Consider the following 25,343-nt stretch of genomic DNA (forward strand, 5'->3'; position numbering starts at 1 on the left):
CTCACTGCGCGGGCCGCAGATGGCGCGCAAACCATTGCGCGGCGCGCTGGCTGGTCGTGTCGAAATGCTCGACGTAGGGCGTGAAATGGCCGCCGGGGATCATCTCCAGGTGCTTCGGCTGCAACGCTTCTTCGTAGGCGCGCAGGCAGAGGTCGGTGGCGGTCAGCGTGTCGGCGTCGGCGACGATCATCAGCAGCGGCGTCGGGCTGATGCGCGCGATGTACGCGCCGGGTTCGTTTTCGCGCGAGCGTTCGGCGCTGCGCAAGGTCACTTCGTTGCGCCAGCCCGGCGCGAAGGCTGCGGTGCCTGCGAAGAACGCGTGGCTGTCCGCGCCCGCCATCGCGCAGGGTTCGGCGGGATCGGCGCTGGTCGCGGGCAGCATGGCGGGCGCGCCGCCTGCGAAACGCTGCGCGCGGTCGGCTTCGAAGCGGGCCAGCAGCGCGGGCACGTGGTCCGCGCGCGTGCGCCGCAACGCCGACTGATATCCGCTGATCTGCGGCACCTGCGAGACCACGCACTTCACGCGCCGGTCGATCGCGGCGACTTCGAGCACGTGGCCGCCGCTGAAGCTCGTCCCCCAGAGGCCGATGCGCGACGCGTCCACGTCGGCGCGCGTCTGCACGTAACTGATGGCGTCGCGATAGCCGCGTTTCTGCAAGGCCGGATCGACTTCCTGGCGCGGCGTGCCTTCGCTCGCGCCGAAATTGCGGTGATCGTAGACGAGCACGGCGAAGCCCGCTGCGGCGAACACCTCGGCGTAACGGTCGAGATATTGCTCCTTGACCGCCGAAAAACCGTGCGCCATCAAGATGGCCGGATGCGGTCCCTCTTGCGCCGACGGCAGATAGAACCAGCCGCGCAGGCGCGCGCCTTCCGAATCGAACTCCACGTTTTCACGTTGCATCGCGTATTCCTCTTGAGTGGGCCCGCGCGTTTGAACGAACGCGCGTGATTCAGGACGATACGCAGACGCGGCGCGCGATGCGCCGCGCGTCCAGACATCCGCTACGCCGGATCGGACAGGCTGACATCGGGCAGGCTGAAATACGCGCTCGGCGTCGAGCCCGTCACGCGGCGGAACATGGCGGCGAACGCGCCGGGCGTGTCGTAACCGAGCGCGGCGCTTACGTCGGCGACCGGCAGACCGCTCGCGAGCAGCGGCAGCGCGTGCTGCACGCGCACAAGCTGTCGCCAGTGCACGAACGACAGCCCGGTTTCAGCGAGAAAAAGCCGCGCGAGCGTGCGTGTGGACGCGCCCGCCTCGGCGGCCCAGGCGTCGAGCGTGCGCGGGTCGGCGGGCGCGTGGAGTATCGCGTCGCAGATGCGTTTGAGACGGCGGTCGCCGCCCGCCGGCATCCGCAGCGGATGGCCCGGCACCCAGTCGATTTCGGCGAGCAGATGCGCGATGACGAGCGCGTCGCGGCCCGTGGGTTCGTCGTCGACGGGAATCGACGCGGCGCGCACGATCAGTTCGCGCAAGAGCGGTGTCACGTTGACGGCGTGCGGCATCGCCGGGAAGCCGGGCGGGCAATGTTCGGCGCGAATATACGGGCTGCGCAGCGAGACCGCGCCGCGCGCGCGCATCGCGTGCGGCGTGTCGGCGGGCATCCAGAGCGCGCGCTGCGGCGGCACGAGCCAGAGCGTGTGCGCGACCGACACTTCGATGACGCCGCGCGTCGCGTAGATCAGTTGCGCGCGCGCGTGGCGATGTTCGCCGACTTCGAAGCCGTCCGCGTATTCCTTCGCGAGCACCGAGGCAGGACCGGGCGCGCCTTGATAGTCGGCGGGATCGGTGCTGCGCGCGGGCGGCGGCGCGGGTGAATGGCGTGATGGAGCGGCGGACGGCATGGGCGCATGCGGGAGAAGCGAAGGCGAGCAGTATAGTGCGGCCTTCGGCTCCTCATCGCGCGGCGCGCATCAGGCCCGCGCGCCGCCACGCGCCATGCGCCTCAGGGAAACTTCGCCATGATGTGGCGCGCGCACGTGTACTCCTCCAGCGCGAACACCGACATGTCCTTACCGTAGCCCGAGCGCTTCATGCCGCCGTGCGGCATCTCGCTCACGAGCGTGAAGTGCGTGTTGATCCAGGTGCAGCCGTATTGCAGTTCGGCCGCCACCTTGAAGGCCTTGTTGACGTCGCGGGTCCAGACCGAACTGGCGAGGCCGAAGTCCGAATCGTTGGCCCAGTCGATGGCCTCTTGCGCACCATTGAAACGCGTGACCGACACCACCGGCCCGAACACTTCGCGGCGCACGATCTCGTCGTCCTGACGCGCGCCCGCCACCACGGTCGGCTCGTAGAAGAAGCCGCGCCCCTCGGCGAGCTTGCCGCCCGTCGTGATCTCGATGTGCTTCTGGCTCGCCGCGCGCTCGACGAAACTCGCCACGCGTCCGCGCTGGCGCTCGGAGATCAGCGGTCCCATCTCCACGCCTTCGAGGTGCTGCTCGCCGTAGCGAATCGAACTCACGGCGCTCGACAGATCGGCGACCAGACGCTCGTAGACCTTGTCTTCCGCGTAGACGCGGCACGCGGCCGTGCAGTCCTGCCCCGCGTTGTAATAGCCGAAGGTGCGCAGGCCCGCGACCACTTCGTCGATGTCGGCGTCGTCGAACACGATTACGGGCGCTTTGCCGCCCAGTTCCAGATGCGTGCGCTTCACCGAGCGCGACGCGGCTTCGAGAATGCGCTGGCCCGTCGAGACATCGCCGGTGATCGAAATCATGCGCACCTGCGGCTGCGTGATGAGCGGCGCGCCCACGGTGTCGCCGCGCCCCGTCACCACGTTGATCACGCCCGCCGGGAAGATCGCCGCGATCAGTTCGGCGAGCTTGAGCGTGGTGAGCGGCGTCTGCTCGGACGGCTTGAGCACCACGGTGTTGCCCGCTGCCACGGCGGGCGCGAGCTTCCACGCGGCCATCATCAGCGGATAATTCCACGGCGCGATCGAGGCGATCACGCCCAGCGAATCGCGGCGGATCATGCTCGTGTGGCCCGCCAGATATTCGCCCGCGACCGGACCGTGCTGGACCCGGCACGCGCCCGCGAAGAAGCGGAACACGTCGGCGACCGCGGGGATTTCGTCGTTGAGCGCGCCCAGATACGGCTTGCCGCAATTGAGCGATTCGAGCCGCGCGAATTCGGTGGCGCGCGACTCGATGGCGTCGGCGAGCTTGAGCAGCAGCGTCGCGCGATCCTTCGGCGTGCTGCGCGCCCATGCGGGCCACGCGCGGCTCGCGGCGGCCGTGGCGGCCTGCACCTGTTCGAGCGACGCCTCGGCCACGAGCGCGATCACTTCGCCCGTCGACGGATTGAAGATGTTTTCCTTGCTGCCGTGGCCCGGCACGAATTCGCCGCCGATCAGCAGGTTCGTTTGCATCGATTTTTCCATTTGCTCTCTCTTCGTTGAGCCCACGCTCGTGAAAGTCGATCGGGTCCGCGCGCTGTTCAGCGGCTGCTGCCCGCGGTGCTTTCGGTGTCGCGCGTGAGATACCACGCGCCCAGAATCGGAATCATCGTGATGGTCATCACCATCAGCGCGACCACGTTGGTCACGGGCACGTCGCGCGGCCGCGATAGCTGGTTCAGCAGCCAGATCGGCAGCGTGCGCTCCTGACCCGCCGTGAACGTCGTGACGATGATCTCGTCGAAGCTCAGCGCGAACGCGAGGATCGCGCCCGCCAGCAGCGCCGTGGCGATCTGCGGCAGCACGACGTAACGGAAGGTCTGCCAGCCGTCCGCGCCGAGATCCATCGACGCTTCGACGAGACTCGCGGGCATGCGCCGCATCCGCGCGACCACGTTGTTGTAAACCATCACCACGCAGAACGTGCCGTGCCCGACCGCGATGGTCCAGAAGCCCAGGTCGAGATTCGCGGTCTTGAACGCGGACAGCAGCGCGATGCCGGTGATGATGCCGGGCAGCGCGATCGGCAGAATCAGCGCGAACGTGATCGCTTCCTTGCCGAAGAAGTTGCGCCGGTACAGCGCGGCCGCCGCCGCCGTGCCGAGCAGCAGGGCCAGCAGCGTGGCGAGCGCGGCCACCTTCACCGAGAGCCACGCGGCCGCGAGCATGTCGTCGCGTGCGAAGGCGTCGGTGAACCAGTGCAGCGTGAAGCCCTTGAGCGGGAAGCTGAACGCGCTGGTTTCGGTGTTGAACGCGTAGAGCGCGACCACGAGAATCGGCAGATGCAGGAACGCGAGGCCGCCCCACGCGGCGCAGCGCAACAGGCGCGAGGGTTGGGCGTCAGAGTGCATCGAAGGCTCCGAGGCGTTTGGCGATGACGAGATACACGCCGATCAGCACCATCGGCACGACCGTGAAGGCGGCGGCCATCGGCACGTTGCCGATCGAGCCTTGCATCGTGTAGACCATGGTGCCGATGAAGAGGCCGCTCGGCCCCACGAGTTGCGGAATGATGTAGTCGCCGAGCGTGAGCGAGAATGTGAAGATCGAGCCCGCCGCGATGCCAGGAAACGCGAGCGGCAAAATCACGGTGCGGAAGGTCTGGCCCGGATGCGCGCCGAGGTCGGCGGATGCCTGGAGCAGATTGGCCGGAATGCGCTCGATGGCCGCCTGAATCGGCAGGATCATGAACGGCAGCCAGATATACGTGAAGACCAGAAAGCGGCCGATGTTCGAGGTCGAGAGCGAATCGCCGCCAATCACGGGCACGCGCAGCAGCGCGTCGAGCGCGGCGCGCAGATGCAGCGTGTCGATGATCCAGTAGAGCACGCCGCCCTGCGCGAGAATCACGGTCCACGCGTAGACCTTGACGATATAGCTGGCCCACATCGGCAGCATCACGGCCACGTAGAACAGGCCTTTTTTCCAGCCCTTCGCGTAGCGCGCCATGTAGTACGCGACCGGAAACGCGAGCAGCGCGCTCGCGAGCGTCACGCAGCAGGCCATGCCGGTCGTGCGCAGGACCACGTCCAGATTCGCGGGATCGCGGACCAGCGCCAGATAGTTCGCGAGCGTGAAATCGGGGCTCACGGCCATCGTGAAGTCGTCGAAGCGCCAGACGCTTTGCAGCAGCAGCGCGAACAGCGAGCCCAGATACACCACGCCGAACCACAGCAGCGGCGGCAGAAGCAGCAGCAGCAAATACAGATTCGCGTGCCGGTGCAGGAAGCCGCTCGCGCGGCGTATCAAGCCGGTGCGTGGCGCGGCGGCGCGCGTGACGGCCGCGTTCGAGGTCGTGGTCATGCTCACCCCTGCGGCTCCAGCGTCACCATCGCGCGGCGCGCCCAGGCGAGCGTGACCGTATCGCCGACCGAGGGCCAGGCCGTGCCCGCATCGTCCTGATTCGCGACCGTCACCGCGAGGCGCTGCCCCGCATCCGAACGCACCTCGAAGCGGCTCGTCGCGCCGTAATACTGGATGTCGATCAGCGTGCCGGGCAACTGCACGTCGTCGGCGCTTGCGGGCGCTGTGCCGTTCAAGCGGATGTGCTCGGGGCGAATCGAAAACGGCTGCGCCGCGCCGATGCGTTGCAGCGAGGCCGCGTCGGCGATCACGTTCGAGGTGCCGACGAAATCGGCGACGAACGGCGTGGCCGGACGCGTGTAGAGATTGCGCGGCGTATCCACCTGCTCGATGCGGCCTTTGTTGAACACGGCCACGCGGTCCGACATCGACAGCGCCTCGCCCTGATCGTGCGTGACGTAGATGAAGGTCACGCCGAGCTTGCGCTGCAAGGTCTTCAGTTCGATCTGCATCTGCTCGCGCAGCTTGAGGTCGAGCGCGCCGAGCGGTTCGTCGAGCAGCAGGATGCGCGGACGACGCACGAGTGCGCGCGCCAGCGCCACGCGCTGCCGCTGGCCGCCCGATAACTGCCCGGGACGCCGCGCGCCATAACCGCCGAGCGCGACGAGTTCCAGCGCCTCCTCCGCCTGCCGATGACGCGTGCGTTTATCGACGCCGCTGACGAGCAGCCCGTAGGCCACGTTGTCGAGAATGTTCATGTGCGGGAACAGCGCGTAATCCTGGAACACGGTGTTCACGTCGCGCTGATACGGCGGCAGGCCGGTCGCGTCGCGCCCATGCAGCACGACGCGGCCCGCACTCGGCTGCTCGAAGCCCGCGATCAGACGCAGGCAGGTGGTCTTGCCCGAGCCCGACGGCCCGAGCATCGAGAAGAATTCGCCGTCGTTGACGACGAGCGACACGTCATCCACGGCGCGCACGCCGTCGTAGTGACGCGAGACCCCTGAGAATTCCACTGCGCTATTCATGATGTTTCCTGCCTGTCGCTGCGGTGTGCTGCGTCGTGATGCGGACTGCCGCGGAATGTCGATAAGCGCGCGTGGCTCTATCGACCGCCCATGATCGAGATGAAATCCTGGGTCCAGCGGCTGTACGGCACGCACTTTCCCTGCGAGCAATTCGCCACCGGCGTCTTCCAGAAGTGGATCTGGTCGAAACGGTCATAGCCGTTCGCGACGCAGAAGTTCGAACCGCCCACCGCCGCCTGCTGGCAGCCGCCCTGAATCACCGGATTCGAGCCGAACCATTCGGCCAAATCGGCCTGCAATTTGCGGTTCAGCGACCAGTTCATCCACTTGTAGGCGCAGACCGGATGCGGCGCGTCGGCGTGCATCATCGTCGTGTCGGCCCAGCCCGTCGCGCCTTCCTGAGGAATCGTCGCCGCGATCGGGAATTTCTCCGCTTGCAGCGAGTTCACCGCGTAGCCCCACGCGCTCGACACGGCCACGCCTTCGTTCTTGAAGTCGTTCATCTGCACCGTGACGTCGTGCCAGTAGCGATGCACGAGCGGCTTCTGCGCGCGCAGCACCTTGAGCACCTCGGCGTACTGCGCTTCGTTCAGTTCGTACGGGTCCTTGATGCCGAGCGCGGGATTCTTGTGCATCAGATAAACGGCGGCATCGGCCACGTAGATCGCGCCGTTATAAGCCTGCACGCGGCCCTTGTTGCTCTTGCCGTCGGGCAGCGTCTGCTGCTCGAAGACGACCGACCACGAGGTGGGCGCCTTCGGGAAAATCTTCGTGTTGTAGGCGAGGAAGTTCGCGCCCCACTGATACGGCACGCCGTAATGCACGCCGTTGACCGTGTGCCACGGCGCGTTCTGGAGACGCGGCTCGACCGTGTTCCAGGCGGGAATCAGCGCCGTGTTGATCGGCTGCACCTTCTTGCCGTAGACGAGCCGCAGGCTCGCATCGCCCGACGCCGTGACGAGGTCGTAGCCGCCCTGGTTCATCAGCGTGACCATTTCGTCGGAGGTCGCGGCCGTCTTCACGTTCACCTTGCAGCCCGACTCCTTCTCGAAGCCCGTGACCCAGTCGTATTTCTTGTCGGTATCGCCGCGCTCGATGTAGCCCGGCCACGCGATGATGTTGACCTGGCCTTCCGGCTTGCCCAGTTGCGTGAGCGGCCCGGCCGCGCTGGCGAGCCCCGTGTTGACGAGCGCGGCAAGGGCGATGGCGGCGGCCATGCGAGTGGTATGCGACATGCTCCGATTCCTCGTGGTTGTGGCCCGGGCGGTCTACCGGAAAGCCCCGTGGGCAAAGGGTTTGAGGCAATGCGATGGTGGTCGGATCTATTCTAGGAGGCCGCCCTTTTTGACCGATAGGCCGAAAGCCAGATACGAGCTATCGGTAAATCAGAATGCGCAACCCGCGAAAGGCGACGAAAACGTGCTCAAGCGTGGCCGCACAGCAAGGGAGGAATCGAGGCTGCTCCGCATGACGCGGAGCTTTCGGGCGCGGCGCGATGGCTTGAATGCGCCGCCTGGCGCGACGTCGCGGCGATGGCGATGCTGCACGCGGGCTCCGTGAAAACCCGCACGATTATGCGTAACGCTTTCGTCAATTTCGATAAAACAGAACGATTGCGCGCTGATATCTGAAATTCAGATCGACGATTTGCTGAGTGTGCGCGAATATTCGCGCGCGACCACGAGGAAGTGCTGGACCATCTCGGGCAGCGTCAGGCTGCGCCGCCACGCGATGCCGATATCGACGGTCGGCATTTCACCCAGGATTTTGCGCACCTCCAGGCGGTCGCCGTCGAGCGACCACGGGCGATAGAGCACGTCGGGGAGAATCGACAACCCCGCGCCGGTCGCCACGAGACTGCGCACCGCTTCCACCGACGCCGTGCGCATCACCGTGTTCGGCCGCAGGCCCGCCGCGCGCCAGAACGCGGTGGTGTTGTCTTCGAGCTCGTCCACCTTCAGCATGATCATGCCTTCGTTGGCGATCTCCTGAAGCGAGATGCTGCCGAGTCCGCGCAATGCGTGATTGGCCGGCAGCCACAGTCGCCACGCGGCCTCGATCAGCGACTCGGTTTCGATCGCCTGGCTGTTCTGCACGTTCGAGACGATCAGCACGGCCACGTCCAGTTCGCCGTTGACGAGCAGATGTTCGATGTAGTCGCGCTGGTCTTCGACCACCTGCACTTCCACTTTGGGGAACACCCGCTTGTAGTGGTCGAGCAGGTAGGGCAGGAAATAGCCCGTCATCAGGCTCGTGACGCCAACGTTCAACCGACCGGTCTTGGTGTCCGGCCGCGCGGCGAGCGCCTGTTGCGCGTTGCGCACGGCCGCGAGGATCTGATGCGCATGACGAAGGAATTGATGGCCCGCATGCGTGAGCACCATGCCGCGCGCGTGACGCACGAAGAGTTGTGCGCCCAGTTCGCTTTCGAGGCTTTTGATCGCTTCGGTGATGACCGATTGCGAAATGTTGAGCGTCTGGGTCGCGCCGGTGACCGACTCGGCTTCCGCCACTGCGATGAAATAACGCACGCTTTTGACGGAGAGGCTCATTGCCAGGGCTCGTCGGTCGGGGGTTGAGGATCGGGGGAGTATATATCGGGGGTGGAGTCCACTGTCTTTCGCCAATCACCGGCTTTCAGGTATGGGTGCATGACTCTATTCCGTGAACCGATTTGTAGAGTTTTGTACAACACCTAAAGTCAGATGAAATGAAACCGAAATCCAGAGTGAATGTCTGCACGGCCGTACTGCATTTTGCGGCCCACCCAACACCACTCGTCAAAGGATTCCGTGATGTCCATATCTTCAGTGACCGGTTCGACCGCTGCTTATGACGCGTATTTCAACTTCGCGCAAAAGCAGTCGGCTTCGTCGGACTCGCCCGATCGCGACACGCTCAACAGCTTTTCGACCCAGAAAACGGTCACGGCCATCAATACGAGCACCGGCGCGGCCGAAACGCAGACACTGCGCGCGACGCCGCTCGCGGTGGCATGGGCGCCCCAGATGTTCGTGCAGGGCGACACGAACAACGACGACTCCCTGTCGCTCGATGAATTCCAGGCTCAACTCTCGCGCATCGGCGTAGGCGCCGACGACGTCAAGCAGCTTTTCAGCAGCTTCGATACGTCCGACGACGGTCAGGTATCGCTGACCGAGTTCGTGAAGGGCGTGAACAAGAGCATTGCGAGCGGAAGCCAGGTGTTCAACAATCTTCTGGATTCCTACACAAGGGACGCGGACGGCAATCTCGATCAAACCAAAACCGACAATTTCCTGAGCGCCGGCCTGAGCCTGGCCGAAACGTTCTGGAAAAATCTCGGCTAGCAAACGAAACGCGCCGGCACAAACCATTGCATCAGGTCGCAAAATACGTTGCGATGCAAGTTTGTGTGCCGGCGCAGCTTTAAATCCAGTCGATCGGCCGTTACCGATTAACGGCGATCGACAAACCGCTCACTTTCCAACGATCAAGCCAGCTGGAAAACCGCCACGGTTTCGCGCAGTTTCCCGGCCTGGTCTTCGAGCGACTGCGCGGCAGCGGCAGACTGCTCGACAAGCGCCGCGTTGCGTTGCGTCGCTTCATCCATCTGGCCGACGGCAACCGCCACCTGACCAATGCCGTTGCTCTGCTCCTGCGACGCCGAGGTGATCTCGCCCATGATGTCCGTCACACGCTTGATCGCGGTGATGATCTCGCGCATCGCGCGGCCGGCGTCGTCGACCAGCGTCGTGCCCGAGCGCACGCGCGACACCGACGTATCGATCAAATCCTTGATTTCCCGCGCCGCGGTGGACGAACGTTGCGCCAGCGTGCGCACTTCGCCGGCAACGACCGCGAATCCGCGGCCCTGCTCGCCCGCGCGCGCGGCTTCCACAGCGGCGTTCAACGCGAGAATGTTGGTCTGAAACGCGATCCCTTCGATGATCGAGATGATGTCCGCGATCTTCGCCGAGCTATCGTTGATTTCACTCATCGTCGACACGACTTGCTCGACCACGTTCGCGCCTCGCTGCGCGGTTTCCGACGCGGTCCCGGCCAACGTATTCGCGTGCTTCGCATTTTCCGCGTTCTGTTTAACGGTGCCGGTCAGTTGCTCCATGCTCGCGGCCGTTTCCTGCAACGCCGACGCCTGTTCCTCGGTACGCGACGACAAATCGAGGTTGCCCGCGGCAATTTCGCTGGTCGCCTGCACAATGGCCGCGCTTCCGCTGCGTACGGAACTCACGGTTTCGGTCAGCGCCGTTTTCATCGCCGAGAATCCATTGAGCAATTGGCCCATTTCATCGCGTGAATGAACGTGCACCGGGCGCGTCAAATCGCCTTTGGAAATCGCCTGAAAATGTTCGAGTGCGATCGACAACGGCACGCCAATCGCGCGACTCAACATGAACCACGCGTATCCCGCCAGCGCAAGACCGACCAGGATCGCGATCAGGCTGATCGCCCTGATGCGCTCATATCGAGCGGTTGCATCCTGAAAGGCGCTATCCGTGCTGTTTTGCTGGAAGGCAAAGAGCGCCTCGTTGGACTTCGCGTAGGCGTTGAATTGCCCGGCGAGTTCACCCGCGATGCGTTGCGCCGTCGGCGCATCGCCCGCCTTGACCGCCGCCCATCCCTGATCGAGCAGTTGCTGATGGGCTTCATAGGTCTTGCGGACGGCGTCGTGCAAATCCGCTTCGCCTGGCGCATCCGGCAGGTTCTCGTAAATCTTCAGTTGCTTGGCTGCGGCCTGGCGAAACGCGTGAGCCTTTTCAATGGCCACATCGACGGAGGGTGTACCGATCTGAATCACGGCACGGTCGTAATTCAGCCTTTCGCGCGCGACGTTCAGATTGGCCATGGCCGCGGCCAACATGCCGGGCATTTTAATGTTGTGGGTATCGCCGAAATCTCGATTGCTCGAAGACATACCATACAAGCCAAGCGCGCCGATCATAATCATCAATGCGCCGAGTACGAGCATTGATAAACCCACTTTCGCCTTGATTGTGAAGCCGTTCAACATATTTTTCTTACCTGCAGGAAAGTCTTGCTACCGTGGACAGAAACACTTCATCTACGGTGACTTACGACAGAACTTAAAAAAATCTTTAGGGTTTGCACCTATCAAGTCACGACGCAACCCGCGTTGCGGCGACTGCCGGCACGCTCGAAATGGCGTGAGGCCGCGTATTGCGGGCGAGGCGTGAGTGGATACGGCGTGCTGGCGCGGCGTAATGCCGCAACCCTTTTGAACGGCTTCGTTGTGTTCGAAAGGCCAGTTAGAACGGCGGCTGCGGATCCAGCCAGACGTCCTCATATGTTTCAGTGATCAGGAATCTCCACCCTCGGGCCAGTCCCAGATAAGGGACGACCAGCGGCGCCCATTGATGAAGATGGGCCGCATGCAATGGGACGAAAAAATCCAGATCGTCGCGAAACTCGCCTGCCCAGATGTACCAGCCGCACGTATCGCCTTCCGGTTCGAGACGAATGCCATGAATCGGCCGCACGCCTTCCCCGACATTGCGAGAGATGCCCACTTTCAAGCTCATATCGCATCCAGCAAACGTTGCGCCGAATCGGGCACAGACCGTCCGCATTGCATCGTCCGGGTGATTTTCACGGCTCATTCTTTTTCGAGGCCTATAGAAGAGGATCGGGTACGCGAAGATAAGTCGGCTATCCGGCGAAAGCGCGGAAAGGATGCTAAGCCGTTCTGGCAAGTTTGATCGCGCGTTCCGGGCATGCGCTCACGCAAAGACCGCACGACCGGCACGCGTTTGCGTTCGGCGTGTAGGCGACTTTCATTCCATGAACACGCAGTTTGAAGCGATGCAGCACATTGAGTTTGAGATAGTCGGATTCACCGATGCGCCGAATCTCGAACACGTTCTCTGGACATACTTCCAGACAATCGCCCTTGCCTTCACAACGTTTCAAATCGACGACTGGCGCGATCACACCCGGCTTTTGTTTGCAGTCAACCGATGAATCCTTGCTCATGTTCCATCTCCCCTTTTTGCATGCGCAGACGGACCCACGTCACGGCGATATCGCCGTTCCGGTCGGTCACTGCGTGCGTGTGGCCATTCCATGCAGTTGAAGACGATTCAGGTGCGTGGATATTGTGGGGAGTGGAAAAATATGACTGGCTGGCCGTCGACCGCATTCAATTTGTTAGCAGCCGGAAGGTTTCGAAATATCGATGTAAGTTCAGTTAGCGCTTCCCGGAGTTCATCCAGCTAAGTGGAACGATTGCAGACCGATGTCGAGCGAGCGGATATTGACCATGTCGAAAACACGCGCGAACCGTGACACAACCGAATAAGCGCTTCCAGTTGAATCTCAAGGCAATCGACCGCGCGCTTCATGCTTCTGTCTATACTGAATCTCGTCAGGCATCACGCGAACCATGACCGAAAGGAGGGACGCCGTGTTGACGACAAACCCCTACCCAGCGATTCGAATCGTCTTGATCTGCGTGTTCATCTGCGTAGCGAACGCCGGACACGCGCAGGTCACGCGAATGGAAGTCATCCCGATTCCGTCGGTGACGCTCAGTGATCAGGAATTTCTTGGTGGCCGGGAGGATGGCAAACCTGTCACGGTTGCCGGCGAGCTTCGGCTTCCGCGAAGCGGCACTGACCGGCTTCCGCTTGTCATTCTGCTGCATGGTTCCGGCGGGGTCGGCAGCAGCGTCATCGACTGGGAGACGTATTTTCTTTCGCTCGGTGTCGCGACTTTTGTACTCGACAGTTTCTCGGGGCGAGGCATTGCCAATACGATCAATGATCAATCCCAACTCGGCCGCCTGGCGCAGACCGAGGACGCCTATCGAGCACTCGCAACGCTTTCGAAACACCCGAGAATAGATCCGAACAGGATCATGCTCATGGGATTTTCGCGTGGCGGGCAAAACGCACTGTATGCGAGCCTGAGCCGGTTCCAGAAGATGCACGCCCAAACCGGCACCCAGTTTGCGGCATTCGTCTCGTTCTATCCTGACTGCACTTACACGTATCTCGAAGACGAGGAGATGGTCGACAGACCAGTCCGTATTTTTCAGGGGACGGCGGACAATTACAATCCTGTCGCGCCATGCCGTGCTTATGTGGACCGTCTGAAAGCGAAAGTGAAGGACGTTCAGTTGACTGAATACGGCGGCGCGAGTCACTTCTTCGACGCCCGGGCGCTCAAACGACCTCAGCAGCTATCGCAAGCGCAGACGACGCGAAATTGCCGGACGGTGGAGATTGAAAGAGGTCGGCTCGTTGACGCAAAAACGAAACAACCGTTTAGCTATAGCGATTCGTGTATTGAGCGTGGGACAACCATCGCATATGACGAGGACGCGGCGGCCAAGGCCAAAGCGGCGGTCGGCGAGATCGTTAGTGCCGTGCTGAAGCCCTAGTTCACGTATCGGACGGCAAGGCGGAACTGGTGGCGCATTTTGTCCTCAGGCGAGACAGACCATCCGCTACGACAAGGTCTTGCGTGTGAGCAAGCAGTGGGATGCGCAGTTTCTTGCCTTCCACGCGGCAATCAACCGTCAATCGCCGCCAGCCGCTCCACCACCTCATCAAACGAAGGCCGATCCTCAACGCTTTCGGCCAAACAATCCGCGCTCAACGCCTCAAACCCCGCAGCGAGATCGCCAGACTCCCCCGCCAGCCGCTGCCCCAATTCCTCAACCAGACACCCAAACGCCCGCACTTCGATCCGCTCAAGCGCCTTCGCCAGCGACGCGTCACGCGCATCAAACAGCGACGCCGCGCCGAAATCCCCCAGCAACGCGTGCCCCGCGCCGTCATGCAGGATATTGTGCGCATACAGATCGCCATGCATGATCCCGCGCCGATGCAGATGCCGCGCCGCCGAAGCGATCCCACGCGCGATCCGCAGCGCGGCCGTGCGGTCGAACAACGCATCGGCCGCATAGACATCGCGCGTGCACGACTCGAGACTCGGCGGACCGCCAAGATTGCCGAACGCCGGATCGATCAACGCCATCACGAGCCCGTGCTCGCCAAGCGGATGCCCCGCGGCCTTGCCCAGCACCGGAATCAGATTCGGATGCCGCCCCGCCTGCAAGCAAGCGGCCATTTCCAGCTCCGGCAAGCCGTCGCTCGTCACCGCGCCCTTGAACAGCTTCACGGCGACCGCCTCGACCGGATGCCCGTCCTTCAACAGACGCGTCGCGCGATGCGTGACGCCTGACGCGCCCTCGCCGAGCGTTTGCCCGAGCGCGAGCGTATGCCAGTCGATATCGGGCACCGATGCATCGGCCAGCGCCGTCTGCTCGCGCACGGCGTTCAGCGGATTGCCCGCGTACGCGAGCCATGCGAGCCTCGGCAGACGCAGCAGCCAATCCGGCAACCCATCGAGCCGATTCGCCGACACACGCAGCAATTCGAGCCGCTCACACGCCGCCATCGTCTCGGGCAGCGCGCGCAGGCGGTTGCCCGCCAGCATCAGTTTCTGCAATTGCGGACGTTCGCCGATTTCCGGCGGCAACGTATCGATAGCGTTATCGGTCAGGATCAGCCAACGCAATTTCGGCGGCAGCGCGCTCGCCCGCACGTGACGAATTCGGTTCGCCTTGAAGCCGACCATGCTCAGCGACGCGCAATCGCCGAGCATCGGCGGCAATTCCGTGAACGGATTATTCGAGGCGAACAGAATGCGCAGATGGCGCAGCGTCGGCAGGTCGTCGGGCAGCGAAGTCAGCGCGTTGCCGGAGAGGTCGAGCACCTCCAGCGTATCGGCGAGGTCGAAGATCTCGCGCGGGAATTCGGTCAACCCGCAAGCGAGCTTGAGCTGTCGTGCGCCAGCCAGCCGGCCGGCGCGCAGTTGTTCGAGGGTGGCGGTCGTCACGCGTGGATCGAATCGGAGAATGGCAGGGAGTCGCGGGCGCGCGCGTGCGAGCGGCGTCCACGCTGCCAATTCTAGCGGTAACGATCAGCGAAGGCGGCGAAGGCGGCGATGACGCGATTTCGCGCCGTTCGAACACCGTTTCGGCACGCAGAAATGACAACGGCGCCGCGTGAGATTCCACGCGGCGCCGTTGCTCGATCGGGTCCGGTTTTACGGACGGCGCGTGCCGCCCGTGTCGTCCGTGACGCTCACGCGTTGCAGACGCGCGTCCGTCATTTGCGCGTCGTTGGCGCGCGCCGCGTCATCCGTTGCGACCTGCGAAAGATCGCGGCCGCGCGTTTCGGGCAGCATCAGCGCCGCCGTCACCACGAGCAGATACGAGACGCACGCGCAGATGCCCATCGCCGCGCCGAGTTCGAGCTTGGCGCTCAGCACGCCGACCATCGTCGGCATGATCGCGCCGATTGCGCGGCCCGCGTTGCCGCAGAGCCCTTGCGCCGATGCGCGGATGCGCGTCGGAAACAATTCGGCGATATACGCGCCCGTGCCCGCCGCCGTGCCCGATTGCAGCGTGCCGAGCACGAAGCCGAGCACCAGCGTGACCGGCAGCGTGATCGGCGCGAGCGTGTACGTCGCCACCGCAATCGCCTGCAGGCACGCGATCACGATGAACGTATGGCGTCGGCCGAAGCGGTCCGCCATCCAGCCGTTCAGGAACGCGCCCGCGAACGAGCCGAGAATGTTGATCGCGAGATAGCCGCCGACATTCGTGATCGACAGATGCAGCGCGAGTTTCAGATACGCGGGCAGCCACGTGATCATCACGTAGTTGCCGCCGTAAATGCCGAACGTCAGCAGGATCGCCTTGAAGGTCGTCACGCGCGTGGGCGCGGCGAACACTTCCCAGATGCTCGGGCGATCCTCGGCGTGTTCGCGCTGGATCTGTGCGAACACCGGCGCTTCCTTGATGTGTCGGCGAATCCACAGCACGAGCAGCGTCGGCAGCAGGCCGATGGCGAACAGCACGCGCCATGCGAGCGCCGGTTCGAGCGTGTTGAACAGCAAGGTGGAGAGCAGCACGGCCACGCCATAACCCACGGCCCAGCCCGCCTGGAGCGAACCGACCGCGCGGCCGCGCACCTGCGGACGGATCGTTTCGCTGATGAGCACCGCGCCCACGGCCCATTCGCCGCCGAAGCCCAGACCTTGCAGCCCGCGCGTGATCATCAGTTGCCAGAACGAGTCCGTGAACGCGGAGAGCAGCGTGAACGCCGAGAACCACAGAATGGTGATCTGCAGCACGCGCACGCGTCCGTAGCGGTCGGCGAGAATACCCGCGATCCAGCCGCCCAGCGAGGCCATGATGAGCACCGTCGTGCCCAGAATGCCCGCCTGGCCGCGCGTCATGCCCCACAGCGCAATCAGCGTGGGAATCGCGAGCGCATACATCTGCGTATCCATCGCATCGAGTCCCCAGCCGCTGAAGCACGCCCAGTAGGTGCGCTTCTCCTGCTTCGTCAACTCGGTGTACCACTTGAACATGCTCTGTCTCCTTCCGCCCTGCTTGATGCTCAAACTGATGCTCAAACTACGGCTCTAATTGCTGCTTAAATTGCTGCTCAACCACTCACTTGCGTGCGCCGAAGCGCAACAGCAAAGTCGACCACGCAGCGAACTCAGTCGATGTAACGCAGCCCGAGCTTTTCGAGCGGCTCGCGCATCTTGTACATGTCGAGGCCCAGCACGCCCGAAGCGAGCTTCGCGCGCTTTTCGCCTTCGAACGATTCGCGTGCGATGGCCTTGTCGAGGGTCTCGACGGCCTTCGCCGACGGCACCACGACCACGCCGTCGTTATCGGCCACGATCACGTCGCCCGGATTCACGAGCGCACCCGCGCAGACCACGGGAATGTTGACCGAGCCGAGCGTCGCCTTGATGCAGCCCTTCGCCGAAATGGCCTTGCTCCACACCGGGAAGCCCATTTCCTGCAGCACGCTCACGTCGCGCACGCCGGCGTCGATGATCAGCGCACGCGCGCCGCGCGCCTGGAAGCTGGTCGCGAGCAGGTCGCCGAAATAGCCATCGGTGCATTCGGCCGTGATGGCCGCGACCACGATGTCGCCGGGCTGAATCTGTTCGGCGGCCACGTGCATCATCCAGTTGTCGCCGGGATGCAGCAGCACCGTCACCGCCGTGCCGCTCACGGGCGCGCCCGCGTAGATCGGCCGCATATACGGCTTCATCAGGCCGACGCGGCCCATGGCTTCGTGCACGGTCGCGCTGCCGAGCGCGCCGAGTTCGTCCGCCGCGCGGCGTTCCGCACGCGCGATGTTGCGATAAACCACTCCGAGTTCAGTCATGTTCAACGTCCTTGTGCCTTGAGCGTGGCGTCGAGGCGCGAATACACGCGACGCGCATTGCCTTCGTAAATCTTGTAGCGCTGGTCCGGGTTCATGTCCGCGGCTTCCACGTAGCGCTTCGTATCGTCGAAATAATGGCCCGTTTGCGGATCGATGCCGCGCACCGCGCCAATCATTTCGCTCGCGAACAGAATGTTGTCGACCGGAATCACCTTCGTCAGCAGGTCGATGCCCGGCTGGTGATACACGCAGGTGTCGAAGAAAATGTTCTTCAGCAGATGCTCTTCGAGCAGCGGCTTTTTCATTTCCTGCGCGAGACCGCGGAAACGGCCCCAGTGATACGGCACCGCGCCGCCGCCATGCGGGATCACGAACTTAAGCGTCGGGAAATCGCGGAACAGATCCGACGTGAGGCATTGCATGAACGCCGTGGTATCCGCGTTCAGATAATGCGCGCCCGTGGTGTGGAAGCACGCGTTGCAGCTCGTGCTCACGTGCACCATCGCCGGAATGTCGTACTCGACCATCTTTTCGTAGATCGGGTACCACGAGCGGTCGGAGAGCGGCGGGCTCGTCCAGTGACCGCCCGAGGGATCGGGATTCAGGTTGATCGCGACGTTGCCGTACTGCTCCACGCACTTCACGAGTTCGGGAATACAGGTGGCGACATCCACGCCCGGGCTTTGCGGCAGCATCGCGGCCGGAATGAAATGCTCCGGGAACAGCTCGCTCACGCGATAGCAAAGCTCGTTGCAGATCGCGGCCCACGTGGCGGAGACTTCGTAATCGCCGATGTGGTGCGCCATGAAGCTGGCGCGCGGGCTGAACACCGTGAGATCGAGACCGCGCTCGCGCATCAGGCGCAGCTGGTTCTGCTCGATCGACTCGCGCAGCTCGTCGTCGCTGATCTTCAGCTCGGAGACGGACGGCATTTCCGACGGGCTGTTGATGCCCGCGATCTGGCGGTTGCGCCACGTCTCCAGCGCCTTGGGAGCGGTCGTGTAGTGACCGTGGATGTCAATGATCATCAGTATTCCGTACTACATGAAAAATTCTTGAAACGGTTCAATGCGAGGCGCCCACCGTCGCGTTCGCCGCCGCCACGCTCGTGCGCTGAGCAAACAGGATCGCGATGGCCGCCAGCACCGCCGGCACCGCCAGCGTCGCGAGAATCGACTCGAAACCCCAGCCGAGACCGAGCAGCGCACCGCCGATCGCCGAGCCGAAAATGCTGCCGAAGCGGCCCATGCCCAGCATCCAGCTCACGCCCGTGGCGCGCGCCTGGGTCGGGTAACGGCCCGGCGCGAATGCATTCAACCCCGTCTGCGCGCCGCTCATGCAGAAGCCCGCGGCGAACACCAGCATCGTCAGGCTCGACGACAGCGCGCCCACCGAAGCGACTGCCAGCACGCACAGGCCGCCGCCCACATACGCCGCGCTGATCACCGGCGCGGGACGCGTCTTGTCCATCAGCCAGCCGACGATCACCGCACCGATCGTGCCGCCGATCTGGAACATCGCCGTCACGTTGGCCGCGACCGTCACCGAGAGACCCGCGTCCTTGATCAGCGTCGGCAGCCAGCCCGTCAGCAGATAAATCACCAGCAAGCCCATGAAATACGTCACCCACAGCAGCAGCGTCATCGCGCCATAGCCCTGCGAGAACAGGATGCCGATGGGCTTGCGCGACGGCACCGGCGGCTCGTTCGAGATGAAGCGCTCCTCACCCGTGAAGCGGCCTTCGCAGACGCGGTTCAGGATCTGCGCGATACGCGCCGAAGCCGCACCCCGCACCGCCAGCAGACGCGCCGATTCCGGCAGCAGCCACAGATGCAGCGGGATCATCAGCAGCGGCAGCGCGCCGCCGACGATCAGCACCGTGCGCCAGCCGTGCGTCGGAATCAACCAGCCCGCGACGAAACCAATCAGCGCCGAGCCCAGATTGAAGCCCGTGAACATGATGGTGATCATCAGCGCGCGCTTGCGTTGCGGCGCGTACTCCGACAGCAGCGTCGTCGTGTTCGGCATCGCCGCGCCGAGACCGATACCGGTCAGCAGACGCAGGACCGCCATTTCAGTCGGCGTATTCGTGAACGCCGTCGCGATCGTGAAGATCCCGAATACGAAAATCGACGACAACAGCACCACCTTGCGCCCGAAGCGATCCGACGACGGACCCGCAACCAGCGCACCGATCACGAGACCGAGCGGCGCCGCGCTCATGACGAGGCCAAACGCGGGGCGGGAAATCGCCCACTCGTGGAGAATCGGCGGCGCGACGAAACCCATGATCGCCACGTCCATACCGTCCGCCGTCACGACGAGAAAGCACAGCGCGACCAGCAGCCACTGGTACGCCGTAATTTTCTGCTCGTCGATAAAGGCCTTGATGTCGATAACCCTGCTCCCCGCCATTGCCTCGTCTCCTCTGTCATGGCGGTGCTGCCCGCACATCCGTGCAACGCGCACCGCGAATTCATGTTGTCTACCCGCGCTCGCCGGCATCTTCCGGTCGATTGGCGCTGACAATAAGGAGACCGCTGGCGTGAGGCTACTACGGGTTAACCACAGGTCAAGCCGTCGCGCGTGGAATGCAAGGGGCAACCGGATGCTTTTCGAGGCTGCCTTGCAGGGCTGAAAGCCAAGCCGCATAAGGCTCGGCGTGGCTTGTAGCGAACACCCGCGCGGGGCGCGAACGCATCGGCGCGCGAACAAGCCGATAAGTGAAACAGATGGGGATTGCAAGACTTCGCAATCGGGCTCGATGCGTCGCCGTGAAAGCCAGGGAACGCCCTGGGTACGCCTCGTGGACACACTCGGCGGGAGCGGGAAGCTTGCGGTCATTCGCGAAACGCAGTCCGTTTGCGCAAATATCGCGTGCGGAAAGCCGTCGGGCAGGCGCGGCAAAAAACTCGCGGCATGACAAACGACAGCTTCATGAAAGCCCAACGCGAACGAAATGTGCAGACGCGATTTCAATCATTCGGAACCCTGATCAACTTCGGCGGACGCGATATCGCGTGAGTCACGCTCAGCGTTAATCGGACAAATTCGAACCACGGCGCGATTTCGCTCACCGGCAATTCGCTGAGATCGATTAAAAATGGCGCAGCGCAGCAGAGTGCGGCTTGAGATTGCGAGGACTAGCGGAACAAAAGAAAAGTCCGTTCACTGCTGAAGCAAGCAGCTAATGAAGCGGTCAACGGAATTGAAACGCGGAGGGATAAAGCGATGGGTGATGCTGTTGAAAACGCGGTCGAAAACGCGATCGAAAAGCGCCGTCGAAAACCGTAGCCAGCGCTGCGCTATCGAAAAAGGCGGAGCAACGCACCGCCAGCTACGGTTATCGGCTTTGAACGGCTTTAAGCCGCTTTATTCGGCAGCCGCTGCGGGCGCGGCAGCAGCCGGCGCTTTTGCAGCCGTCTTGCGCGGCGCACCGCGTTTTTTCGCGGCGACGGTCTTGCGAGCGCGCGTGACACCGGCCGGTGCTGCGGCGCGGCGGCCTGCTGCCTTTTTCGTTGCAACCGTCTTTTTCGCGGCAGCGCGTTTTGCCGGTGCTTTCTTTGCTGCCGCCGCCTTGCTTTCCACGGCGCCGGCAATCAGGAATTTCGAGCGGTCTTTCACGTCGCGAATCCAGGCCGGAGCACGACCGCGGCCGGTCCACGTTGCGCCCGTTTTCGGGTCGGCGTATTTCGGCGCGACCGGTGCGCTTGCACGCGTGGTTTTCAGCGCGCCATTCGCGGACTTGACGCCCGGCTTGCGGCCGCGTTTTTTCCCGACGAAGCGTTCGATATCGACGAGGCTCAAGCCATGCTTGTGCATCAGATCGCGAATTTTAGCGAGGCCGACCGAAGTCTGCTTTTCCGCCATTGCGGAAGCCTGCTTCTGGAGTTTTGCAATTTTCAAGTTGATCGAATCGAGCGTAACCATTCTTCCCTCCCTGTCAGGAATGCGTCTCCAGGCTTTGCCTGAAAAACTTCTTTGGCATCTCGAAGTTTGGCCGGAGACATAGTGGCGATATCATTGCGCCACGCAGATTATGAAGGCAAAGCGCTGACACATGCAAATTGCGTGTCCGTATTCGATCAATAGACGTGGTGAAATTGGCTTTTTCGCCACGAAAATCTTTCGAACGCTTTCACGGTAAGCGAACAGCAAACCCAATACCCACCCATACTTCGCTTCGCATGCCATGTCTTGCGCGCTTGATGCATTCGATACGCTCGATCCGAAGTTTCAAAAATTGAAACGCGCGATGCTTGCGCAAGAGCTCGTGCAGGCTTCTATTGCCGCGCAAAAAAAGTCGCGCGATGTCTTTGCCGCATTTTTCATGCAAGACCGGCACCGCGATTTCGGTGATCGGAATTTGCAGTTGCGTGCGTTTGCTTTTTCTTTTGATGACGATGAAGCAACGCGATGCAAATGCGAGGTAGCGCGCTGAGATCGGCAAGTGAATTGTCATGGCGAAATGGAGCGTCATTGAAGCGTGTTGTGAATGCGTCAATGTCGATGCGGATTGAAGCTGGCGAGCGTGGCGATACTCGATCGCATGAAGCAAAAACCGAAGCGTTGAGCGTCGCGGCGTGTGTGCTGAAAGTCGGTGCGAACGCGTGCGGAGCTTCTCGACACACGAAATTCAGTGCGCACAATTTTGCGCAATTTTAAGTCTTACACATAGAATGCGCATAATCATGCGCATTTCTAGCCATCGTCACGGCACATAACACCCGCGGAAATGCGCAAAATTCCGCGCAACCATCGTCCAGATAGACTACTATGCGCATTATCATGCGCAAAAATAGCCCCAACGAACCGATTTCCAACGTCGAGCGCCTCGCCGGGAGCCTGCGCGCGGCCCGGCGCGAGCGCAAGCTCACCCAGCAGACGCTCGCCGAGCAAGCCGGCGTCGCGCGCCGCACGATCACCAATGCGGAACGCACAGGCAGCGTCGGCGTAAAAGAGTTCTGCCGGATGGCGAACGCGCTCGGCTACGAACTCGTGCTGCGCCCGATCGGCTCCGTGGCGCTCGAAGATCTGCCCGACGTGTTCAAGGACGACGAATGAGCACCGAAGCCGCGCTCGACTTCGAGCGTCTGCTGCGGCAGATCCGCCAGCTCGAAGTGCATACGCCACAAGGATCGAGCGGCTTGCTCGCGCGCGAAAGCCGCTTCGTCTTCAACTATGGCGCGGCGCCCGACGCGGCCGCCGTCTCGCTGACCATGCCGGTGCGCCGCGAGAGTTATGCGAGCGGCGACCTGATGGGCGTGTTCGCCATGAATCGTCCCGAAGGTTATTTGCGCTTCGTGATCGAAGATCGTCTCGCGCGTTACGGCGCGCCCAGCGATCTCTTTCTGCTCTTTCTCGCGGGCCGCAATCAGATCGGCCGCCTCACGTATTCGGTGCCCGGCGAGCGCGTGCCCGAAGGCGAAGGCGAGCAACTCGACGAACTGCTTTCGTCGCCATCGGGACGCCTGTTCGAGCGGCTCATCGATCGATACGCATTAGGCTCGGGCATTTCCGGCGTGCAGCCGAAAGCGCTGGTGCCGCTCGCGAGCGAATCGCCCGCGCAAAAACCGCCGCTCGAACACACCACGTTGCCGCTGAAAACCGTCATCGTGAAAGCGGAAGGCGAGGATTTTCCCGGCCTCGCGCGCAATGAATTCTTCTGCATGTCGGTAGCGCAAGAAGCCGGGCTGGAAACGCCGGACTTCTGGCTGTCGAGTGACGGACGACTGTTCGTGATGTCGCGCTTCGATCGTCTGCCCGACGGCACGCCGCTCGGGTTCGAGGATATGAGCGTGCTCACCGGCAAGGCGAAATACGAAGGCAGTTACGAAATGATCGCGAAAGCGGTCGACATTTACACGCGCGGCGAACCGTTGCAGCAACGGCGTCTGTTCGAGCGCGTGGCGCTCTCGTGCCTGCTGCGCGACGGCGACGCGCATATGAAGAACATCGGCATTCTCTACGCCGATCCCACCGGTGCGCGCCGTCTCGCGCCCGTGTTCGACGTGGTCTGCACCGACGTTTATCCCGACCTCGACGGCCGCATTGCACTGAACCTGCATAAGAGCAAAACCTTTCCGGTGCCCGCCGAACTCGTGGCGTACGCGAAGCGGCTCGGTCTGCGCGCGACGGAAGCCGAGCGCATCATGACGCGTCTGCGCGAAGCCTATACGCGCGTCGCGGACCGCTTCGAAGCCGACGCGCGTTATCGGGAAGGCGATTTGCTCGCGCGAATGCGGCACGCGATCGAGCATGCGGGCGTGAAGCCCGTCGCACGGCCCAAGCTGCGTTGATCCGACGTTGAATGCGACGTTGAATGCGAAGTTGAACGCGAGTTGATGCGGCGTTGTCATGCGCGATCGAGCGACAGGTGATACCCTGCGTTCCGGTCTCGTCTGGCAAATCGCCGAGTCGCTCATGAATGGTGATTGACGCCCGCAAGCCGTTCCATGCGGCCGGCGACGCCATTCGTCTGTGCAATCGCGTTGCGCCGCGCATTTGAGCCCGTATTCGGGCCGATCCGTTGCACCAATCCGTTGCACCAAACTGCTGCACAAATAAAGCCGCAGCCATCAAACCCGATTTCCACCACACCAAAATGGGTCATTCGCCCATTCAGTACGCAATAAGTCTTTAGAAAAAACCCATGAGTGCCTCCGCAGAAACCACCTTTCGCGACGAACAAATCGAGCGCGTCGTGCCGCCCATCGAACCGCCTCACGGACTCGGCGTCGCGGAACTGTCGCTCGCGCTCGGCGGATTCGCCATCGGCACCGCCGAATTCGCCGCGATGGGCATCCTGCCCGACATGGCCGGCGACCTGCACGTTTCGATTCCGCAAGCGGGCCACATGATCAGCGCGTATGCGGCGGGCGTCGTCGTGGGCGCGCCGCTGATCACCGTGCTGCTCGCACGCATGCCGCGCCGCGCGCTGCTGATTCTGCTGATGCTGCTCTACGCGATCGGCAATGGCGCGAGCGCGATTTTCCACAGCTACACGCTCGTGCTCGTGAGCCGCTTTATCGCCGGTCTGCCGCACGGCGCGTATTTCGGTCTCGCCGCGCTGGCCGCCGCCGCGCTCGTGCCGCCGCATAAACGCGGCGCGGCCATCGGCAAGGTCATGCTGGGTCTGAGCGTCGCGAATGTGATCGGCGTGCCGGTCGCCACCTGGCTCGGCCAGGGACTCGGCTGGCAGGCGTGTTTCGCGGCAGTCGCGATCATCGCGCTCGTCACGGCGGGCATGATCGCGTGGTCGGTGCCCAGCTTGCCGATGTCGAACAAGGCCAGCCCGCTGACCGAACTGGGCGCGCTCGGCCGTCCGCAAGTGCTGCTCACGCTGCTGGCCTCGGCGGTCGGTTTCGGCGGCATTTTCTCGGTCTACAGCTACGTCGCGTCCACGCTCACCGAAGTCACGCACGTCGCGAGCCATCATGTGCCGTGGGCGCTCGCCCTGATCGGTCTCGGCATGATTCTCGGCAACATGGCCTGCGGATGGCTCGCCGACCGCTGGCTCAAGCGCACCATGCTCGGCATGTACGCGTTCACGGCGGTCGTGCTGCTGGTGTTCGTGGTCGCCGCGCCGCACGTCTGGTCGATGTTGCCGATCCTGTTCTGCGTGGGCTTCGGCTCGGCCTGCACGCCCGCGTTCCAGTCGCGCCTGATGGACGTGGCCGGCGACGCGCAATCGCTCGCCGCCGCGCTCAATCACAGCGCGTTCAATATCGCCAATGCGCTGGGCGCGTGGCTCGGCGGCATCGTGATCGCCGTGGGTTTCGGCTGGATCGCAACGGGCTGGGTCGGCGCGATTCTCGCGGCGCTCGGCATCGCCGTGCTGATGGTCTCGTTCGCGCTCGACCGCAAGGCCTGAGCGTCGCGCGCCA

General features: G+C 63.1%; 24 protein-coding genes. 5 read left to right on the plus strand and 19 right to left on the minus strand.

Annotation, left to right across the window (positions count from 1 at the left end):
* Position 1: 1 nt before the first annotated feature.
* From LDO54_RS21260 to LDO54_RS21295, 8 genes are all read right to left on the minus strand, one after another.
* The gene (locus LDO54_RS21260; protein ID WP_224012639.1) at positions 2-904 is read right to left on the minus strand and encodes an alpha/beta hydrolase; all 903 of its coding nucleotides are present in this window, start codon (positions 902-904) and stop codon (positions 2-4) included.
* A gap of 101 nt (positions 905-1,005) precedes the next feature.
* Positions 1,006-1,848, minus strand: coding sequence for an AraC family transcriptional regulator (locus LDO54_RS21265; protein ID WP_224012640.1), 843 nt, complete (start codon positions 1,846-1,848; stop codon positions 1,006-1,008).
* A gap of 101 nt (positions 1,849-1,949) precedes the next feature.
* Positions 1,950-3,377 (minus strand): gamma-aminobutyraldehyde dehydrogenase, encoded by a 1,428-nt coding sequence (locus LDO54_RS21270; protein ID WP_224012641.1) that lies wholly within the window; start codon positions 3,375-3,377, stop codon positions 1,950-1,952.
* A gap of 68 nt (positions 3,378-3,445) precedes the next feature.
* Entirely contained in the window at positions 3,446-4,255 is an 810-nt protein-coding gene (locus LDO54_RS21275) for an ABC transporter permease (protein ID WP_224012642.1), read from the minus strand.
* Positions 4,245-5,207, minus strand: a complete 963-nt coding sequence (locus LDO54_RS21280) for an ABC transporter permease (protein ID WP_224012643.1) — start codon at positions 5,205-5,207, stop codon at positions 4,245-4,247. The genes LDO54_RS21275 and LDO54_RS21280 overlap by 11 nt, the downstream gene beginning before the upstream one ends.
* 2 nt (positions 5,208-5,209) lie before the next feature.
* A complete protein-coding gene (locus tag LDO54_RS21285; RefSeq protein ID WP_224012644.1) occupies positions 5,210-6,235 on the minus strand; it encodes an ABC transporter ATP-binding protein in 1,026 nt (341 codons plus the stop codon).
* 77 nt (positions 6,236-6,312) lie between these two features.
* A complete protein-coding gene (locus LDO54_RS21290) occupies positions 6,313-7,470 on the minus strand; it encodes an ABC transporter substrate-binding protein (protein WP_224012645.1) in 1,158 nt (385 codons plus the stop codon).
* 399 nt (positions 7,471-7,869) lie between these two features.
* The gene (locus tag LDO54_RS21295) at positions 7,870-8,787 is read right to left on the minus strand and encodes a LysR family transcriptional regulator (protein WP_224012646.1); all 918 of its coding nucleotides are present in this window, start codon (positions 8,785-8,787) and stop codon (positions 7,870-7,872) included.
* A 243-nt stretch (positions 8,788-9,030) separates the two neighbouring features.
* Here LDO54_RS21295 and LDO54_RS21300 point away from each other — a divergent pair, with 243 nt between their 5' ends.
* The gene (locus LDO54_RS21300; protein WP_224012647.1) at positions 9,031-9,564 is read left to right on the plus strand and encodes an EF-hand domain-containing protein; all 534 of its coding nucleotides are present in this window, start codon (positions 9,031-9,033) and stop codon (positions 9,562-9,564) included.
* A gap of 143 nt (positions 9,565-9,707) precedes the next feature.
* Here LDO54_RS21300 and LDO54_RS38925 read toward each other — a convergent pair whose 3' ends face one another.
* The 3 genes from LDO54_RS38925 to LDO54_RS21320 all read right to left on the minus strand — a co-directional run bounded on the left by LDO54_RS38925 (position 9,708) and on the right by LDO54_RS21320 (position 12,226).
* The gene (locus LDO54_RS38925) at positions 9,708-11,246 is read right to left on the minus strand and encodes a methyl-accepting chemotaxis protein (RefSeq protein ID WP_290371120.1); all 1,539 of its coding nucleotides are present in this window, start codon (positions 11,244-11,246) and stop codon (positions 9,708-9,710) included.
* 256 nt (positions 11,247-11,502) lie between these two features.
* Positions 11,503-11,853, minus strand: a complete 351-nt coding sequence (locus LDO54_RS21315) for an immunity protein Imm33 domain-containing protein (protein ID WP_224012648.1) — start codon at positions 11,851-11,853, stop codon at positions 11,503-11,505.
* A 76-nt stretch (positions 11,854-11,929) separates the two neighbouring features.
* Positions 11,930-12,226: a 4Fe-4S dicluster domain-containing protein gene (locus tag LDO54_RS21320; RefSeq protein ID WP_224012649.1), complete on the minus strand. Its 297-nt coding sequence runs from the start codon at positions 12,224-12,226 to the stop codon at positions 11,930-11,932.
* A 430-nt stretch (positions 12,227-12,656) separates the two neighbouring features.
* Between LDO54_RS21320 and LDO54_RS21325 the strand changes: the two genes are divergently transcribed.
* Positions 12,657-13,634: a dienelactone hydrolase family protein gene (locus LDO54_RS21325; RefSeq protein ID WP_224012650.1), complete on the plus strand. Its 978-nt coding sequence runs from the start codon at positions 12,657-12,659 to the stop codon at positions 13,632-13,634.
* A gap of 131 nt (positions 13,635-13,765) precedes the next feature.
* On the opposite strand, the gene LDO54_RS21330 is transcribed toward LDO54_RS21325, so the two are convergent.
* The 7 genes from LDO54_RS21330 to LDO54_RS21365 all read right to left on the minus strand — a co-directional run bounded on the left by LDO54_RS21330 (position 13,766) and on the right by LDO54_RS21365 (position 21,937).
* Entirely contained in the window at positions 13,766-15,097 is a 1,332-nt protein-coding gene (locus LDO54_RS21330; RefSeq protein WP_224012651.1) for a leucine-rich repeat-containing protein kinase family protein, read from the minus strand.
* A gap of 210 nt (positions 15,098-15,307) precedes the next feature.
* On the minus strand, positions 15,308-16,639 hold the full coding sequence (locus LDO54_RS21335) for an MFS transporter (RefSeq protein WP_224012652.1): 1,332 nt from the start codon (positions 16,637-16,639) through the stop codon (positions 15,308-15,310).
* Between the two features lie 134 nt (positions 16,640-16,773).
* On the minus strand, positions 16,774-17,457 hold the full coding sequence (ligK, locus tag LDO54_RS21340; RefSeq protein WP_224012653.1) for a 4-carboxy-4-hydroxy-2-oxoadipate aldolase/oxaloacetate decarboxylase: 684 nt from the start codon (positions 17,455-17,457) through the stop codon (positions 16,774-16,776).
* A gap of 2 nt (positions 17,458-17,459) precedes the next feature.
* Positions 17,460-18,485: an amidohydrolase family protein gene (locus LDO54_RS21345; RefSeq protein ID WP_224012654.1), complete on the minus strand. Its 1,026-nt coding sequence runs from the start codon at positions 18,483-18,485 to the stop codon at positions 17,460-17,462.
* Positions 18,486-18,522: 37 nt separating this feature from the next.
* Entirely contained in the window at positions 18,523-19,872 is a 1,350-nt protein-coding gene (locus tag LDO54_RS21350) for an MFS transporter (RefSeq protein ID WP_224012655.1), read from the minus strand.
* 957 nt (positions 19,873-20,829) lie between these two features.
* Positions 20,830-21,387 (minus strand): H-NS histone family protein, encoded by a 558-nt coding sequence (locus LDO54_RS38930; RefSeq protein ID WP_290371121.1) that lies wholly within the window; start codon positions 21,385-21,387, stop codon positions 20,830-20,832.
* 208 nt (positions 21,388-21,595) lie between these two features.
* Positions 21,596-21,937 carry a hypothetical protein gene (locus tag LDO54_RS21365; RefSeq protein ID WP_224012656.1) on the minus strand — a complete coding sequence of 114 codons (342 nt, stop codon included), beginning with the start codon at positions 21,935-21,937 and terminating at the stop codon, positions 21,596-21,598.
* A 308-nt stretch (positions 21,938-22,245) separates the two neighbouring features.
* Between LDO54_RS21365 and LDO54_RS21370 the strand changes: the two genes are divergently transcribed.
* Entirely contained in the window at positions 22,246-22,521 is a 276-nt protein-coding gene (locus LDO54_RS21370; protein ID WP_224012657.1) for a helix-turn-helix transcriptional regulator, read from the plus strand.
* Positions 22,518-23,756 (plus strand): type II toxin-antitoxin system HipA family toxin, encoded by a 1,239-nt coding sequence (locus LDO54_RS21375; protein ID WP_224012658.1) that lies wholly within the window; start codon positions 22,518-22,520, stop codon positions 23,754-23,756. The genes LDO54_RS21370 and LDO54_RS21375 overlap by 4 nt, the downstream gene beginning before the upstream one ends.
* Before the next feature lie 122 nt (positions 23,757-23,878).
* On the opposite strand, the gene LDO54_RS21380 is transcribed toward LDO54_RS21375, so the two are convergent.
* Positions 23,879-24,070 (minus strand): hypothetical protein, encoded by a 192-nt coding sequence (locus tag LDO54_RS21380; protein ID WP_224012659.1) that lies wholly within the window; start codon positions 24,068-24,070, stop codon positions 23,879-23,881.
* Between the two features lie 39 nt (positions 24,071-24,109).
* Here LDO54_RS21380 and LDO54_RS21385 point away from each other — a divergent pair, with 39 nt between their 5' ends.
* Complete coding sequence (locus tag LDO54_RS21385) at positions 24,110-25,330, plus strand: MFS transporter (RefSeq protein WP_224012660.1); 1,221 nt, start codon at positions 24,110-24,112, stop codon at positions 25,328-25,330.
* Positions 25,331-25,343: the final 13 nt, after the last annotated feature.

The sequence above is a fragment of the Paraburkholderia tropica genome, from assembly GCF_914484835.1.
Classification (GTDB): Bacteria; Pseudomonadota; Gammaproteobacteria; order Burkholderiales; family Burkholderiaceae; genus Paraburkholderia; species Paraburkholderia tropica_A.

Coding starts and splice junctions, on each gene's coding strand:
- LDO54_RS21260 (WP_224012639.1), bottom strand. CDS start 904: ATGCAACGTGAAAACGTGGAGTTCGATTCGGAAGGCGCGCGCCTGCGC.
- LDO54_RS21265 (WP_224012640.1), bottom strand. CDS start 1,848: ATGCCGTCCGCCGCTCCATCACGCCATTCACCCGCGCCGCCGCCCGCG.
- LDO54_RS21270 (WP_224012641.1), bottom strand. CDS start 3,377: ATGCAAACGAACCTGCTGATCGGCGGCGAATTCGTGCCGGGCCACGGC.
- LDO54_RS21275 (WP_224012642.1), bottom strand. CDS start 4,255: ATGCACTCTGACGCCCAACCCTCGCGCCTGTTGCGCTGCGCCGCGTGG.
- LDO54_RS21280 (WP_224012643.1), bottom strand. CDS start 5,207: ATGACCACGACCTCGAACGCGGCCGTCACGCGCGCCGCCGCGCCACGC.
- LDO54_RS21285 (WP_224012644.1), bottom strand. CDS start 6,235: ATGAATAGCGCAGTGGAATTCTCAGGGGTCTCGCGTCACTACGACGGC.
- LDO54_RS21290 (WP_224012645.1), bottom strand. CDS start 7,470: ATGTCGCATACCACTCGCATGGCCGCCGCCATCGCCCTTGCCGCGCTC.
- LDO54_RS21295 (WP_224012646.1), bottom strand. CDS start 8,787: ATGAGCCTCTCCGTCAAAAGCGTGCGTTATTTCATCGCAGTGGCGGAA.
- LDO54_RS21300 (WP_224012647.1), top strand. CDS start 9,031: ATGTCCATATCTTCAGTGACCGGTTCGACCGCTGCTTATGACGCGTAT.
- LDO54_RS38925 (WP_290371120.1), bottom strand. CDS start 11,246: ATGTTGAACGGCTTCACAATCAAGGCGAAAGTGGGTTTATCAATGCTC.
- LDO54_RS21315 (WP_224012648.1), bottom strand. CDS start 11,853: ATGAGCCGTGAAAATCACCCGGACGATGCAATGCGGACGGTCTGTGCC.
- LDO54_RS21320 (WP_224012649.1), bottom strand. CDS start 12,226: ATGAGCAAGGATTCATCGGTTGACTGCAAACAAAAGCCGGGTGTGATC.
- LDO54_RS21335 (WP_224012652.1), bottom strand. CDS start 16,639: ATGTTCAAGTGGTACACCGAGTTGACGAAGCAGGAGAAGCGCACCTAC.
- ligK (WP_224012653.1), bottom strand. CDS start 17,457: ATGACTGAACTCGGAGTGGTTTATCGCAACATCGCGCGTGCGGAACGC.
- LDO54_RS21345 (WP_224012654.1), bottom strand. CDS start 18,485: ATGATCATTGACATCCACGGTCACTACACGACCGCTCCCAAGGCGCTG.
- LDO54_RS21350 (WP_224012655.1), bottom strand. CDS start 19,872: ATGGCGGGGAGCAGGGTTATCGACATCAAGGCCTTTATCGACGAGCAG.
- LDO54_RS38930 (WP_290371121.1), bottom strand. CDS start 21,387: ATGGTTACGCTCGATTCGATCAACTTGAAAATTGCAAAACTCCAGAAG.
- LDO54_RS21365 (WP_224012656.1), bottom strand. CDS start 21,937: ATGACGCTCCATTTCGCCATGACAATTCACTTGCCGATCTCAGCGCGC.
- LDO54_RS21370 (WP_224012657.1), top strand. CDS start 22,246: ATGCGCAAAAATAGCCCCAACGAACCGATTTCCAACGTCGAGCGCCTC.
- LDO54_RS21375 (WP_224012658.1), top strand. CDS start 22,518: ATGAGCACCGAAGCCGCGCTCGACTTCGAGCGTCTGCTGCGGCAGATC.
- LDO54_RS21380 (WP_224012659.1), bottom strand. CDS start 24,070: ATGACCCATTTTGGTGTGGTGGAAATCGGGTTTGATGGCTGCGGCTTT.
- LDO54_RS21385 (WP_224012660.1), top strand. CDS start 24,110: ATGAGTGCCTCCGCAGAAACCACCTTTCGCGACGAACAAATCGAGCGC.